Here is a 13448-nt window from a genome sequence, read left to right on the forward strand (position 1 = left end):
GTCACCTCCGCTCGAGGTTGTCGAGGCGGCGGTCGTGGTCCTTCAGCCGCTCGTCGGTCCGCGCCGCCTGGATGATCACGGTCGAGAGCTTTTCCACATTCCTCTCCAGCGCGTTCAGCCGGTAGTCAGTAAGATAGAGACTCGCTCCGACGACGACGATGACGCCGCCGAGGGAGATGAGGTGGCCGAGATTGATGGTCGGATCGAAGCGCGGCGTCATTTGCGGATAATCCTTGCGACGTTTTCGAAGCCGCGCTTGCCGACGTAGAATAGCATGACCCAGCCGGCCCATTCCGCGCCATGCCCGGTGATGCTGTCGGTGACGCCGAGGCTCAAGACCTTGTCCCAGACGATGATCTTGCCGAAATAGATCACCATGATGTAGCCGAACAGGTTGGTCGGCTCGTACCAGCGCCCGATCAGCGCGCGCTTGTATTCGCTCGACACCTCCGCTTCGCGCCGCTGCACGTCGAGCTCACGCGCCGCAAGCTCCGCCGCGATCGTCTCCGACGTGGTGCCGGCCTGCAGCTTCGCCGTGTACGCCCTGATCGCCGCATTGACGATCGGCCCGCCAAGGAAGGAAAGGATCGCAGACCACATCAGGCGGCTACTCCTTGCGGCAGATCGAGCGCATCGGCAAGCGCCCTTCCCTTGCGCGCGGCATACCAGCGCCAGGCAATGCCGCCGGCCATCAGGACAATGCCGGCGACGACGAGCATGGTCACGACCGTTGCGATGAGCGTGCTCGCGCCGGCCAGCGGTTCGAGCTGTTCGCGCGCTGAACTGAGCGCGCCGCCGAGACCGCCGGTGACGAGCCCGCCTCCGGTCGCCGCGTCCGCCGCGCCCTTGCCCGGCAACGTCTTCGCCTCGCGCACCGGCGCCTTGCCCGTCGGGCCGGCCATCGTTTCGATCGGCACAGCACCGAGCCCCAGCGCCCAGGACTTGCCGACCTTGCGCACGCCGGCGACGCGTCCGCTCCAGCCCTTGCCGAAGCGCGGCCAGGTCTTCAGAGCCCGCAGAAAGCTCAGTCGGCGATCGCAGATCGCATCGATGAGGTCCACAGGACGGCCATGGGCCAGCACCGCGGCAAGCGTCGCCTGCCCAATCTGGCCATCGACCACGACGTCGCCGAGCGCACGCTGCAGCCATTTGATCGACTGCGATGGGCCCGAGTTCACCGCGCCATCGAACAGCACATAGTCCAGGCCAGGCGGCAACTCGTCACCTTTCACGGCGTCCCAGTACTGCAGGCGGTAGATCTCCGCGACTTCGGCGCCGCCAATCTGGCGTACGTCCCGCACCGGCAGACCTTTGCGGACGCGATAGGCGTCATAGACCCGGTAGGTGATACCTTTGTTGGTCGCACCGCCGGGATCGAGCGCGTCGTTGACGTAACCGCCCTCATGCGCAAGCACGCGCGGCAGCGCACGGGCAAATCCTGAGGCTGTCATCGGATCACCAGCACCAGCACGATCGCAGCGACCGCGCCCCATCCCGCCTTCTGCGGATTGGCCGCAATCCAGTCGACCGCCTCGCGGTAGCCCGCCTTGGCCTTGTTGATGACGTCGGTCATGTAATGCTCTCCTTTTCGGGCATGAAAAAAGCCGCCCGGAGGGCGGCTGTGGGTGGGGCGATTGCTCGCCGGTATCAGCTGGGCTAGCGTCCTCCATCAGTGATGGGGGAGGCATGCGCCACCATTTGTCTCGCCTGCGTCACCTCGCAGGCCTATCAGTCTGCACCGTCAATGCGATCTTCGGCGTCTTCTGGGTGGCGAGCGCAATAATGTGCCTCGCAGCGATCCTGTATGCTGCAACGATCATTTGGAGCGCGCTCAAGGGCGATGCGTTGCCGACTGGAACAGTCGTCGGTACCTGGCCTCTTGTCGGACGAGTTTGGGATCTGTCCCCCTTCTCAAGTCACGCAATATTCGCATCCGCAGCCATCGGCTGCGCCTTAGCGTGGTTTGCGTCTACTACAGCTCCAGCAACCAAACGCTATCGAGTTCTTGAAGAGCGGATAACAGCATTTTGGACGTGGGCTGCGTGGCCGCTCGTCTCACTGCTGATGCTCTTCCAGCTTTCGGGAGGAGGGTGGGCCGGGCGCTATTCGCCACACGAAATGCATTACATGAGCATCGCAGGGCTAATTCCATACTCAGATGCTCGCACCTATTACTCTGCCCCTTTCGAGAGCATCTACGAAGGCGCATGGAATTGGATTGCAGCGCAACGGCCGCTGGCGGCCGCCTTTCGAACTGTCCTCGTTGTCCTGAGCGCGAACTCTTACACGACGACCATTGTCGTGCAGACTCTATTACTCGGATTCGCGATCGTGCTCAGCGCCCGCTCTGTCGCAAAATCATACGGACCGTGGGTCGCACTAGGCTTCACCGGGCTTGCCATCGGTCTTGCACGCCCCTTCCTTCCAACGATGTTGACGGAGTCGCTTGGCCTCTTTTGGGCATTGATCTCGCTTGCATTGTTCTTGCAGTCATTTCGACTTCGTTCGGAGCTAACTTGCGCTTTCGGCTACGCAGCTCTTTGCCTTGGCTTGCTCACTCGCATGGGCAGCATGTTTACAATACCGACGGTCGCGATCTGGATGGTCGCTGCCTTCGGTAAGCCAGGACAGCGAGTGCGGTTTCTCGCAGTGAGCCTGCTTGCTTTCGCAAGCGTTCTGGGCATGAGCTATGCTTTGGGACTTCTTTTCTCGACGTCGCCCGGCAACCTCGGCGGCAATTTCTCTTACACGTTGTGCGGATTGGCGCGCGGAACAAGTTGGCTCGAATGCAAAGTCACTTTTGCGAGCGAGCTAAACGAACTGTCGGTCGATCCCGCTGCCCAAAATGCTCTGCTGCGAAACATTGCCATTACTGCCATCGTGGCTCAGCCAACCATTCTGCTCAGCACGCTCTACGAGACGATGTACGCCTATGTCGAGAACATCCCTCGCTTTTTCATCGTCCAGTATGGAGCCCTTTTCTGGCCACCGCACATCGTCGTGCAACTCACTGTATTGGCGCTTTTGCCAGGATGGATTTACTTTGTTTTCGCACGCAAGCGACTATTAGAAACGACATTCTTCCTGACAGTCCTCGCCAGCGTCATATTGTCCGCGGCGATCGCATTCCGCGACGACGGAGGGCGCGTACTCACGGTCACCCATCCCTTCGTTGCGTTGATCCTAGCACTTGGCCTCTCTAGCCCGACAAACCGCACGGACCCCAGACCTACGCCGGAATCTTGGCAACCGTTGGCCGCTGGATTGGTAGTCGCTTCGTTGCTTATCATCGTCCCGGTCATTGTCAGGCTGTCGTCCAGACCAGCAGAGCGAGTGATCGCCATTAATTCGCGCGACGCTAGTTCGCCCCTCGTTCTATCGCGCCCAGCCCTTACCGGCTTTCTCGTGCAGCCAAATGGTTCTCCACTTCGGCGTGACGTTCCTTCACTGCATCAAAGTGCGCTGGAAGCCATCGTTGAAAGAACGGGTATAGAGAAAGAGCTCGGGCCATTTGTTGCCGCCATCGCAGCCCGCGTACCCGTCGCATTGGTCTATGCACCTCGCTTTAATGGCCCAGCTTCAACCAATCTGTTCATTGTTCCGGAAGAGGTGCTCACAAGGAATGAGCTGAAAGCTTGGCAGTTTGAGCTGGACACGGGCGAGAAACAGTCTGAGGTTTCGATCGTCAAGCGCGCGACACCACGGCCATAGCGCGCTGTCCCGCTAGCGCAGCCGAGGGCGGCGACCGAACTTCGAGCCATGTCACTCCTTAGAGTCCTAAATGGCGTCTACAAGTCGTGCCTGCCGCCAGATCCCTGGACTGGCATCGGTGCAGCCTGTGGCTGCCGAAGGCCCACCCCGCCTCTGCCGATTGGCCGCGATCCAATCGGTGGAATTGCTATAGCTGGACCCAGCCTCATTGCGACGTTCGTCATGTGATGCTCTTCTTTCGCGTATAAAAAAAGCCGCCCGAAGGCGGCTGGGATGGCTCGGTCGATACGAGGCCTATTGCCCGCCTCAGTTGATTTCGCTAAGGATCTGGCCTCATCCAGAGCGCTCAAAAGATGGCTTCAAGACTGCTTCAGTTGAAAAACGTGCGTCATCATGCCGGCGCCAGCTTCATCGCTGATGTCGATATCGACGGTGACAGCATGGAGAATCCTGCTGCATCTTTGGTACGTCTATTTGAAAACGGCCTCGAAATTGGCCCTGCACACTCGCCCCACGCGGACATTGAGAATGCGGGTAGCGGCCGTTTCTGCCACTGGTATAAGCAGCTTTACTTCTCATCATCCGACGCAACGTCACCGTTGAAAAGCGATTATACTTACACGGCCCTGGTTGAAGAATCCTCGCGCACGGCAATTCAGAAGCCAACCTTCTTGGCACTGCAGAGCGGAGTTCTGCGTTATCCTTACAAAGACGTCTGGTGTTGCAAGAGCCCCATAGACATGGCTCTTTATCAGATGCTCATCTGGCGCGAAAAGCCACGGACGATCTTAGAACTCGGAACGTTAGAGGGCGGCAGCGCTCTTTGGTTTGCCGATCTCTTTCGCGCATACAACATCGACGGACACGTTTACTCGTTGGACATTGTCTCGAACTCGAAGGTCAAAGACCCTCTCGTCACGTTTCATCAAGGAGACGTTCTCGATCTTAAGCGATCTTGGCCGCTAGAGTGGATTAAGCGTCTTCCCCGCCCAATCCTTGCGATCGAAGACTCGGGACACCAGTTCGAGATGTCCGCCGCTGTGATCGCGTATATGGCAGAAGCGCTGCGACCCGGCGAATATCTCGTTGTCGAGGATGGGATCGCCACCCCGATGGGTGAGGATGCGCAGTTCAACGGTGGTCCATTGCGAGCAATCGACGAGTTTCTTAAATCAAGATCGGAATTCACCATCGACCGCGAGTTTTGCGATTTCTTTGGACGAAACGTTACATGGAGCGTTGATGGCTTCCTTCGACGGACCTAGCTATGACGCATTTGTTGGTTTGCGCCAATCGTCAATTTTCTTAGCGCACTTTACAATGCTCGCGTACCGAAGGTACTCGCACCACTGGAACCCACCCCTGCCGAAGCGGGACATCAACGGCAGTTGTGACCGAAGCAACTGGCATGTGTGGCGTTGCTGATATAACGGCCGATGGCAATACAAGCGGGATCCAGCATACGAGAAGGTTTCTCAGGCTCGCGAGTGGTGATCAAAACGGCGTTCCGGTTGCGGCAATGGCGTTGTAGATCAAGTTGGCCGCGTTACCTGCGCCAAGTGTGCTGAAGTGTGTTCCGTCTGGCTGACGATTCGCACCTGTCAGCAGATCGAGATTACCGCTTGCGAAGACTGTTGATCCATCAACCAAGGCCGCCTGTGCAGCTTTAATAGCCGGGTAGGTCGTATGCGCGACCATCGTCTCGACTGCGACAAAGATGCGCCCCACGAAACCCGCCCCAAGTAGCACAGCTTTCATCTGATTGAACTGGGTCTGATACGTCGCTTGCGACGTGCCGTAGACTCCATCGCTCTCGCCCTGCCCCCATTCAAATGCGAAGGTGACATTCGGCATGCCTGGGACAATCCCTCGTGCAGCCAATCGCTGCATAGCGACGCGGGGCCGATTGTAGAGGGTGCCTCCGGAGCCCCAATCTGCAACCTCGCTGGCGCCCACTGCAATCGGCACCACAATGACGCGATCAAACTTGCCATTCGTGATTAGTGTATCCGCGACGCGCGGAATTATGTTGCCCGGTCCTAGGGTTGGCGCATAGTCCACGCCCAGCAATGGACCAGCGCAATCATACAGCGCACCATCGCAAATATTGAAGTTGTCGATGACGCTGCTGTTTGCGGGAGCGTACTGCGCCCCATCGTTGTTCGCGCGATTTGATTGACCAGCAGTGATCAGAACGAGATTTCTTACCGACGTATTGATCGCTGTATTACGGATCAATCTTCCGTTCGTATCGATCCACGGTTTAATGATATCGCCCGTTAGCAGGCGGTCGCTTAAGACGTATGGGTCGGGTGGAGCGAGCACGTCATTCTGCATCAATAGGATCGCTTTTAGGTTTTTCAGATCGGTGGGAATTTACTGGCGCAGAACAACTGCAAGTCCGGTCTGAACCAGAGCAGGAGCGCCACCGTCACCCACAAAGGTTGACGCGGTCGCCGAGGCATTCGTTTCGATTGCTGACACAAAATGCCAGCCTGTGCCCATCAAACCCGCATAACAGCCTCGGATTGGCGCGCTGACCGTCGAGAGTGCCCAGGTCCCGGTCGCTCCAGAGAATGCCGTCGTGGAATCCAAGCCTACACCGACGCGAGCCGCGGCTCCGCTGCCAGCCACCGCGGATGAGGCATAATCTGCTGTGATCCCATCAACATCGAAGCCACGAACCGCGCTAACGCGGATCGTCGAACTGTTGTTCGCGGCACGCCAAACGCCATCCACGCCGTACGTCCAAACGTCGGTGCTGTCGCTGACCATCGTGGCGACAGTAACCCGGTTGTAGGCGTTCCAGACTCCGAAAAACCCCGCTTTACCGCCAACCGCGAGACCGCCAAATATCCAATCGATTGACGCGCTGCCATTCGAACGAATCGTACCGACATACGTTCCGCGTTGTGCGGAGGGACCTTTGGTGATGGCCTGGGCGTTAAGCCAGACGCCCTTTACGCGAACAAGCTCGGTCGTACCGACGCCTGTTCCCCGGGTCGTGGCCGACGACCAAGCCGGACCACGCGTCGCCCGTAGAGTGCCATCATCATTCCAGACAAAGACATCGTAGTTGGAATTGTTCGCAACGGCGTCGGGGCTCTTTGTCGCGTCGGTCGTCGACTGCGATAGCTCGGTGAACACAGTCGGCACCACGTTCGTGCCATTGTAGAGCGGCACCATGTCCCCGACATCGGGCGTGTAGTAAACAGTCGTTGCTGCGGCAACGTCCGTGGCCATCACCGGCGTTGCACTTGTCAGGGTCAAGCGCCCTTGAGGCGGGAAGTAGATCGCCAACGCACCAACCTGACCGTTGAGTGAACTCACGCCTGCGCCGGAACCTGGAAGGTCGCTGTAATCGATTTTGCGGAGCTCGCCCGTCGATTCCTCGATCATCAGCTTGTCGCCGGTGCCGAACACCGTCCGGTCGGCAAGAGCAGAAATCTTCACGCCGGCCGGCGCAGAGGATGACCCCGAATTGTTGAGCATGATCGCATTTGCCCCAATGGGCGCCAGAGCAACGTCATCGACGTTGACAGAGATGCCAGTCCCGGCGCCAACATTCAGAGCTCGCGCAAATTCGATCGTGCCGCCGCCCGTCAACCCCGCGCCCGCAGTGACAGCGATAGCGCTATGATCGACGTTCCGAACATGCGTAGCGTCCAGCGCCACATCGTTTGCATTCACTGTGATGCCGGTTCCGGCACCAACTGCCAATGATCGGGTTGCCGAGATGTCCCCGCCACCAGTTAGGCCGGCACCAGCGGTCAACGCGACAGCTGTATGATCAACGTTACGAACGTGCCCGGCATGAAGGGCAACGTTGTCGGCGAACACTGCTATGCCATCGCCTGCACCAACAAAGAGCGTTCGATCCGACGATAGATCACCTCCTCCGTCCAAGCCTGGACCGGAGATGATTTGCCTGCTCACGGTGACCGCGGCCAACTCTCCCAGTAGGTCGTTGACCGTGATGCGCTGAACCAGATCAGGGTCGGCGTCAGTCGCGCCCGGCGTGACCAGGACGAGCGACGTCGCGCTCTGGTCCGGGATCGTGTCCGTGTCAGCAATTGACGCGAGATCCAGCGCAACCGTAACAATGCCATTCTCCTTCTCGACGGAGATACCTTTGTCGCCATCGATCCGGCCGGGATGTTTGACGATAGTGCGAAGTTTGATTGCCATTATCTTACGATCCCGTCCAAAACCGGCAGCGTGCCGATGAAATATTGGGTTGTTTCGTTGTTCTGCGCGACAGTGATTCCGCACTCATAGGTCATCGGGCAGAGGTTGCGCATCGCCGAGGTTTCGATGCTTAGCTCGAACTGACCTTCGTTCTCATCCACCATGATGATGCGGCCGTTGGCGATGGTCGCGGAGATTTCCGATGATGCGCAACCGGGCCTGCGGATATCCAGTGTGATCACCGCACCGGCAAGATTGATGCCTTCGTCGTCTTCGTCGTCGTAGAGCTGAAAATCTTGGGTGTATGTCGCGCGGTTTGAAGCGACGGGAAGCGAGCCGATATACATTTGCTACAGCCTGATATAGATCATGAACGTGAGCAGCGGCGGTAACCTGCTCAAGGCCTGGCCGCCACCGTTGTTGCTGCCCATCGTCACGGTGACCGGGCCCGAGGCGGAAACGTTGTGCCCATGGTTGCCCTGGCTGTCCGTCAGGCCGGCTCCGCTGAAGTTGTGCGCGTGAGCACCTGCGACAGCTGTCATGCCCTGCGCCACCGGAGCGCCGGTGTAGGTTCTCAACCCGGCTCCGCCGACCGAACCTCCGAGTACCGCCTCGCCGGCGATGTGTTGGTGGTTGCCCTGGATGTCGGTCTGGCCGGACACCGATACATTGTGGGAGTGGATGCCCTGGAAGTCCGTCCCGCCCGTCACGCTCGCCGTTCCACTCGCGCTCCATGGCGATGCGACCGGCAAATTTGCTGCCGCAATCGTTGCCGTCTGCGCACCGCCGGTAGCGCCCGGCCTGGTAGGGTCGTTTCCAAGCACTGTTTGCGTCAGGAGTCCCTGCGCTCCGGCCCCAAGGTCATCCATACCGAAGATACCGCGACCCGCCACGTTCGGCAGCACCAGCGGCTTGTTGGCCGCGAAGTCGGCGACAGCGTTCGCACCCTTCCCGCCCACAACGGAAATGTTGGCGAAACCCCAGAGCTCCTCATATAGCGACTGCGTGTCGGCGTTTGCCCGCTCGGTTGCGCCGGACGAGGGCGAGCCGATCGTCCGCCCGTTCAGCCGAACGTATCCGTCGATCGCGCTGTCATCGAAGCGAATCTTGATATCGCGCGTCTTGAACAACGCGTCCGGATCGACGCTGGTGCCGGACCCGCCCGACGTCGAGGAGAGCACCGGCAACCCATCGTCGTCGAACACGAGCGCACCTGTGCTCGTCGTCAGTCGGTGCCTGTAGAAGCCGTCGTCGAGATAGATCAGCGGCAGTCGACCCGTACTATCGGCGCGGATCGGATTCGGATGCGCGGAGGCCAACGAGGAATCGCGATAGCCGATCCGAGGCGTAGAGGTGCCGCCGTCGAACAGGAACAGCCGAGCTCCGGAGAGCGGCCTGCCATTGCTGTCAAACTGTTGCATGCGTGAGAGTGGATAGAGTCCGGCCATCAGTGGCCCCGCGTGAGATCGAACATGTTGGAAACTCCAATAGAAGAAAGCGCGCCCATGATGGGCGCCGGATGATTCAGAGCTGAATGTAAAGCCGCACCTGAAGGCGCGAATCGTTCGCCAGATGCCCGCTACTCGTTAGTGCGAACGATCCAGCGGAAAACGATCATGATTGGTCGCCGAATCGACGAACGTCGGCAACGCCATCCACTGCTCGCGCGACACAACGCGCTCCTCCAGCCCGACAAGCACGACGAATCGATCTGGGCTATCGAACCGCAGGAAGATCGTTCGACAACCATCCAGCAAGCGGGCACGATCTAGGGTCGACACCTTTGGCCTCCATTCAGGACTGGCCGGCCGCGACAATTAGGCCCTGGTCGGATTCTAGCGTCTCACGCGCGTACACATTGACGGACCTCAAATCGCTCAGCGAGCTTGTGCGGTAGTTGCAAGGTAACAAGCTGTCGGCCACCCGGGCGCCCCCTCTCCATCGTCTGCATGGAGCTTCGCGCAACAACGAATATCCGACCGATCCGCTCCGGCCGCGCGAACTGCATTGAAAAATCCAAATGGGGCGGGACCGCTGCGAACTGAACTGAACAGCTGTCGTTGCCATGATTGCGCAACCTCACGCGGGGACACCTTGAAAACGCCAGCCACGATGAGCGCCCCTGAAATCATCGGAGAGATCGAGAACGCGCTCGCGAACGTGAAGGAATCTGCGCTGGCGCTTCTCGGCATCGCGGACACGCTTGAAGGCGACAGGCGCTTCATCCTGCAGCAGATCGCCTGGTCGATTCAGAACGAGATTGAGCTCGTCGAAGCATGCTTCAAGGAACAAACGCAGCGCGCGTCGCAAACGTCAGTTCGCGCCGATCAAACAACAATCGCGCTGTTGAATCCGACGCCCGCGACGCCTGACGGATAGTGCTGGCCTTCCGAAGTCTGCGGCAAGGGCGCGCGGCCCCCTAACCGCGGACTTCGTAAGTAAACCGCTAGGCGACGGCGGCGTCGCCGCGCTTGCGAAACACCGGCTGAACCGGACGGCCTACCAGGTAGAGTTCGGGACCTTCATCCAGCGCGCGACGGTAGATCCTGAGCGCACCGTCGACGGCATCGACCGTCTGGTCGATGTCATCATTCGAATGCGAATAGCTCACCACGAACGACGGCGCGATCACGCCTCGGCGGATGAGCTCTTGCATGAACAGCGTGCGGAAAACCTGGGACGGCACGCCATCACGATCGCAGCAACTGAATACGAGATTGGAGGACCGCCCCACAACCTTGAAATGATCGCTCAGACCGTAATCCGCGACGACAGAGGCTACACCGGCCTGCAGGCGCTCTCCCTGCCGCTGCAGCGTTTCGACCACGGGCTCATCGCGATAGATCTCCATCACGGCGATGGCGGCGGCGAGCGCATGGGTTTCGGCGCCGTGCGTGCTCGAGAGCAGAAACACGCGTTCGCGATCGTGGTCAAAGCCGCCAAGCCGCATGATCTCGCGCTTGCCGGCCAGGGCAGAGACTGCGAAGCCGTTCCCAAGCGACTTTCCGAAAGTCGACAGATCAGCTTCCACGCCGTAGTAGCGCTGGGCCGAGCAGTGTGGCCACCGGAAGCCGGTTATCATCTCGTCGATGATCAAGAGCGCGCCATGCCGATGACACAGATCCCGCAAGCCGGCGAGATAACCCGGCGCCGGATCCACGTCCTTGGCCGCCTCCAGGATGAAAGCGGCAATCTGTCCAGGATGCGCGGAGAACAGCGCTTCCGCCCCGGCCAGGTCATTATAGCGGAACATCAAGGTCCGGCGCCTTGCTTCGTCGGGGATGCCTGCCATCATCGGTGTGGCGCAGATCGCCCAATCGTCATAGGAGAAGAACGGATGGTCCGCGCACAACGCGATCATATCGCGACCGGTGTAGGCGCGGGCAAGGCGAACCGCCGCGGTCGTCGCGCTCGATCCGTCCTTGGTGAATTTCACCATGTCGGCACCTGGCACCACCTTCAACAGATCCTCGGCGCACGCAACCTCCAGGTCCGAAGGCCGGGTGAAATTGGCCCCCCGCCGGATCTGCCGTACGGCAGCGGACACGACCTTTGGATACGCATGGCCGAGCGAAACCGCACGCAGCCCCATGCCGTATTCGATGAAGGCATTCCCGTCGATGTCCCAGACATGGCATCCGGAACCTCTGGTGATGAAACCCGGCGCCAGCACCGGATACTGATCGTCTCCCTTTGCGTAGGTGTGCGCTCCACCCGGTATCACTGAATGCGCCCGGGGACGGAGTTCGTTCGAAGCGGTGAAGTGATCGATCAACGTGTCGCCGCGACCAAGGGCATTCCATTTACGCCCGCCAACTGACATGTTTGCAATACTCCAACTAAAAACGTCCCAATCCGCAAACGCAGTCTCTCCAGTTAAAGCTCATCTAATTTGACAACCATCAAGTCAGCCACGTTTCTGACGCACAGACTGACGCGAGCCGAGAGGTAATTTCGCTTCGGTTGCGGGCATCGCGCGGCTGATTTCCGCTGAGCTTGTAACGCCTTGTACGATGGCGAATGCGCGCCGCCCGCAGTTAAGGCCCAACGCTCCAGATCTGAAACCGGTCGCCGACTGTGGCAGGAATTGCGTCGGCCCGCGCTGCTTGCGCGTTGAACACCGGAGTAGCGACGCCGCCTTGAAGCATCCGGATCTGCCTGGGATCAACAGATCTACCGTCGGCACCCCGGCGCCCGGCAAGGCCATCTTCGTTGATCGCAGCTGACAGCTGCTGCGCCGCGCGGAGCCGCTCGATGTTTGCCAGCGTCAGTGCATCACGCTGCGCCTGACGCCAGACCTGCGGCAGTTGCGAAAGCCGCGAAAAATCAAGGTCGTCGCCCTGGCTGTAGCTCGGGATGGTGATTGATCCGACAGACATTCCTACGACCCCCGCCCGAAAACCGGAATTCTTTGGCCGCCGTAGGCCACGTTGGAGGCCTGGCCATAATCAGGCGGCATGCCGCCGCCGAAGAACGATCCGAACGAGCCGCCGCCACCACCGAAGCCGCCGGCTGCAAGCGACGCAAGGTTCAGGCCGGCGTTGAGCAGATTCCGCGCCCCCTGACTCTCGCCCTGAGCTTGGAGGTTGTTCGCCGCCATGTTGCCGGAGACGACGTTGCCGGCCACGCCGACGCGGTTTTGCGCGTCGCCGGTGTAGAGCCCGGACAAGGAGTTGCCGAGCGCGATTTCGTTCGCGGCCCGCTGCGTATTCACGCCTGCCTGCCCCTGCGCGACGGCCTGCTCGAGCCCAAGCCTTGCGAGCGCGTCTTGTCCGATCACGTCGGAGATGTTGTTGCGCACGCCGGTGGCGCCGCTCGCGGCCGCCAGCTCGGGATTGATCAGCCCCGCAAGCTGGCTTTGCCAGTCGCCATAGGTTTGATTTGCGAGACCGGTGCCGTAGGTCAACGCGTCGACGTCGGCGTTGCCGGAGTTCAGCATGCCGGCCGCAGCGCGGCGTCGGTTCAGCGCCTGCAAGCCCTGATCCAGCGTGAACTGATAGCCCGGCCCGGCCTGAAACGAATCCACGGCGCGCCGATTGCCTTCGGCTCCCCGGACCCCGAGACTGTCGAGATAGAGATCGGTGCCGGCGCCGTATTTGGACTGCAGCGCTTCGTAATTCTTAAGGGCCGGATCGAGCGCATTGAGCTGACCCGTCCGCCCGGAGTTCAGAATGCCGGTGCCGGTGTTGCGCAGATCGCCGTACAGACCGTAGTTGCGATCCAGGTAGTTGCCGGCCGCATCCCGCGCGCCTGTTACAGCGCCCGTGGCACGGTTCAAGCCGGCATCCAACGCGGCAAGGCTCGTGGTGTTGTACTGACCGAGCGCCGCGCGGTTCTTCTCCGCGGCTTCCTTCTCGGCACCGCCGCCGAACAGATTTTCAAAGAAACTTGCCATCAGGGTATCTCTCCGCGAATTGTCTTGATGATATCGACCAGTGCCTTCAGCCAGCGATACCAGTCAGGGTTCATGCGGCCGTCGGGCATCACGACCGGCGCAGATGCGTCCGGCGTGGGCGGAACGGGGGGCGATGCTGTCGCCATCTTTCAAT

At 60.1% G+C, this 13448-nt stretch carries 16 protein-coding genes; 4 read left to right on the plus strand and 12 right to left on the minus strand.

Going from position 1 to position 13448, the window contains the following annotated elements; all coding sequences use genetic code 11:
• Window position 1 precedes the first annotated feature (1 nt).
• The 4 genes from RCO31_RS22435 to RCO31_RS22450 are packed head-to-tail and all read right to left on the minus strand — an operon-like array spanning window position 2 to window position 1573.
• Window positions 2-220 carry a hypothetical protein gene (locus RCO31_RS22435; protein ID WP_308970729.1) on the minus strand — a complete coding sequence of 73 codons (219 nt, stop codon included), beginning with the start codon at window positions 218-220 and terminating at the stop codon, window positions 2-4.
• Entirely contained in the window at window positions 217-600 is a 384-nt protein-coding gene (locus RCO31_RS22440) for a hypothetical protein (protein ID WP_308970730.1), read from the minus strand. Before RCO31_RS22440 ends, RCO31_RS22435 begins: the two co-directional genes overlap by 4 nt.
• On the minus strand, window positions 600-1451 hold the full coding sequence (locus RCO31_RS22445) for a glycoside hydrolase family 108 protein (RefSeq protein ID WP_308970731.1): 852 nt from the start codon (window positions 1449-1451) through the stop codon (window positions 600-602). Before RCO31_RS22445 ends, RCO31_RS22440 begins: the two co-directional genes overlap by 1 nt.
• Window positions 1448-1573 (minus strand): hypothetical protein, encoded by a 126-nt coding sequence (locus RCO31_RS22450; protein ID WP_308970732.1) that lies wholly within the window; start codon window positions 1571-1573, stop codon window positions 1448-1450. Before RCO31_RS22450 ends, RCO31_RS22445 begins: the two co-directional genes overlap by 4 nt.
• 113 nt (window positions 1574-1686) lie before the next feature.
• Between RCO31_RS22450 and RCO31_RS22455 the strand changes: the two genes are divergently transcribed.
• Both RCO31_RS22455 and RCO31_RS22460 read left to right on the plus strand, forming a co-directional pair.
• Complete coding sequence (locus RCO31_RS22455) at window positions 1687-3711, plus strand: hypothetical protein (protein WP_308970733.1); 2025 nt, start codon at window positions 1687-1689, stop codon at window positions 3709-3711.
• A 353-nt stretch (window positions 3712-4064) separates the two neighbouring features.
• A complete protein-coding gene (locus RCO31_RS22460; RefSeq protein WP_308970734.1) occupies window positions 4065-4976 on the plus strand; it encodes a CmcI family methyltransferase in 912 nt (303 codons plus the stop codon).
• A 229-nt stretch (window positions 4977-5205) separates the two neighbouring features.
• Here RCO31_RS22460 and RCO31_RS22465 read toward each other — a convergent pair whose 3' ends face one another.
• The 4 genes from RCO31_RS22465 to RCO31_RS22480 are packed head-to-tail and all read right to left on the minus strand — an operon-like array spanning window position 5206 to window position 9347.
• Window positions 5206-6048: a sialate O-acetylesterase gene (locus RCO31_RS22465; RefSeq protein ID WP_308970735.1), complete on the minus strand. Its 843-nt coding sequence runs from the start codon at window positions 6046-6048 to the stop codon at window positions 5206-5208.
• 39 nt (window positions 6049-6087) lie between these two features.
• A complete protein-coding gene (locus tag RCO31_RS22470; protein ID WP_308970736.1) occupies window positions 6088-7899 on the minus strand; it encodes a hypothetical protein in 1812 nt (603 codons plus the stop codon).
• Entirely contained in the window at window positions 7899-8246 is a 348-nt protein-coding gene (locus RCO31_RS22475; protein WP_308970737.1) for a hypothetical protein, read from the minus strand. The genes RCO31_RS22470 and RCO31_RS22475 overlap by 1 nt, the downstream gene beginning before the upstream one ends.
• Before the next feature lie 3 nt (window positions 8247-8249).
• Entirely contained in the window at window positions 8250-9347 is a 1098-nt protein-coding gene (locus RCO31_RS22480; RefSeq protein WP_308970738.1) for a hypothetical protein, read from the minus strand.
• 168 nt (window positions 9348-9515) lie between these two features.
• Here RCO31_RS22480 and RCO31_RS22485 point away from each other — a divergent pair, with 168 nt between their 5' ends.
• On the plus strand, window positions 9516-9671 hold the full coding sequence (locus RCO31_RS22485; RefSeq protein WP_308970739.1) for a hypothetical protein: 156 nt from the start codon (window positions 9516-9518) through the stop codon (window positions 9669-9671).
• A 340-nt stretch (window positions 9672-10011) separates the two neighbouring features.
• Complete coding sequence (locus RCO31_RS22490) at window positions 10012-10278, plus strand: hypothetical protein (protein ID WP_308970740.1); 267 nt, start codon at window positions 10012-10014, stop codon at window positions 10276-10278.
• A 67-nt stretch (window positions 10279-10345) separates the two neighbouring features.
• On the opposite strand, the gene RCO31_RS22495 is transcribed toward RCO31_RS22490, so the two are convergent.
• The 4 genes from RCO31_RS22495 to RCO31_RS22510 form a co-directional block, all read right to left on the minus strand.
• Window positions 10346-11722, minus strand: coding sequence for a glutamate-1-semialdehyde 2,1-aminomutase (locus tag RCO31_RS22495; RefSeq protein ID WP_308970741.1), 1377 nt, complete (start codon window positions 11720-11722; stop codon window positions 10346-10348).
• Between the two features lie 214 nt (window positions 11723-11936).
• Complete coding sequence (locus tag RCO31_RS22500; protein ID WP_308970742.1) at window positions 11937-12278, minus strand: hypothetical protein; 342 nt, start codon at window positions 12276-12278, stop codon at window positions 11937-11939.
• Window positions 12279-12280: 2 nt separating this feature from the next.
• Window positions 12281-13294 carry a hypothetical protein gene (locus tag RCO31_RS22505; RefSeq protein WP_308970743.1) on the minus strand — a complete coding sequence of 338 codons (1014 nt, stop codon included), beginning with the start codon at window positions 13292-13294 and terminating at the stop codon, window positions 12281-12283.
• On the minus strand, window positions 13294-13440 hold the full coding sequence (locus RCO31_RS22510) for a hypothetical protein (RefSeq protein WP_308970744.1): 147 nt from the start codon (window positions 13438-13440) through the stop codon (window positions 13294-13296). The genes RCO31_RS22505 and RCO31_RS22510 overlap by 1 nt, the downstream gene beginning before the upstream one ends.
• Window positions 13441-13448: the final 8 nt, after the last annotated feature.

The organism is Bradyrhizobium sp. LHD-71 (assembly GCF_031157255.1).
In the GTDB taxonomy this organism is placed as follows: domain Bacteria; phylum Pseudomonadota; class Alphaproteobacteria; order Rhizobiales; family Xanthobacteraceae; genus P52-10.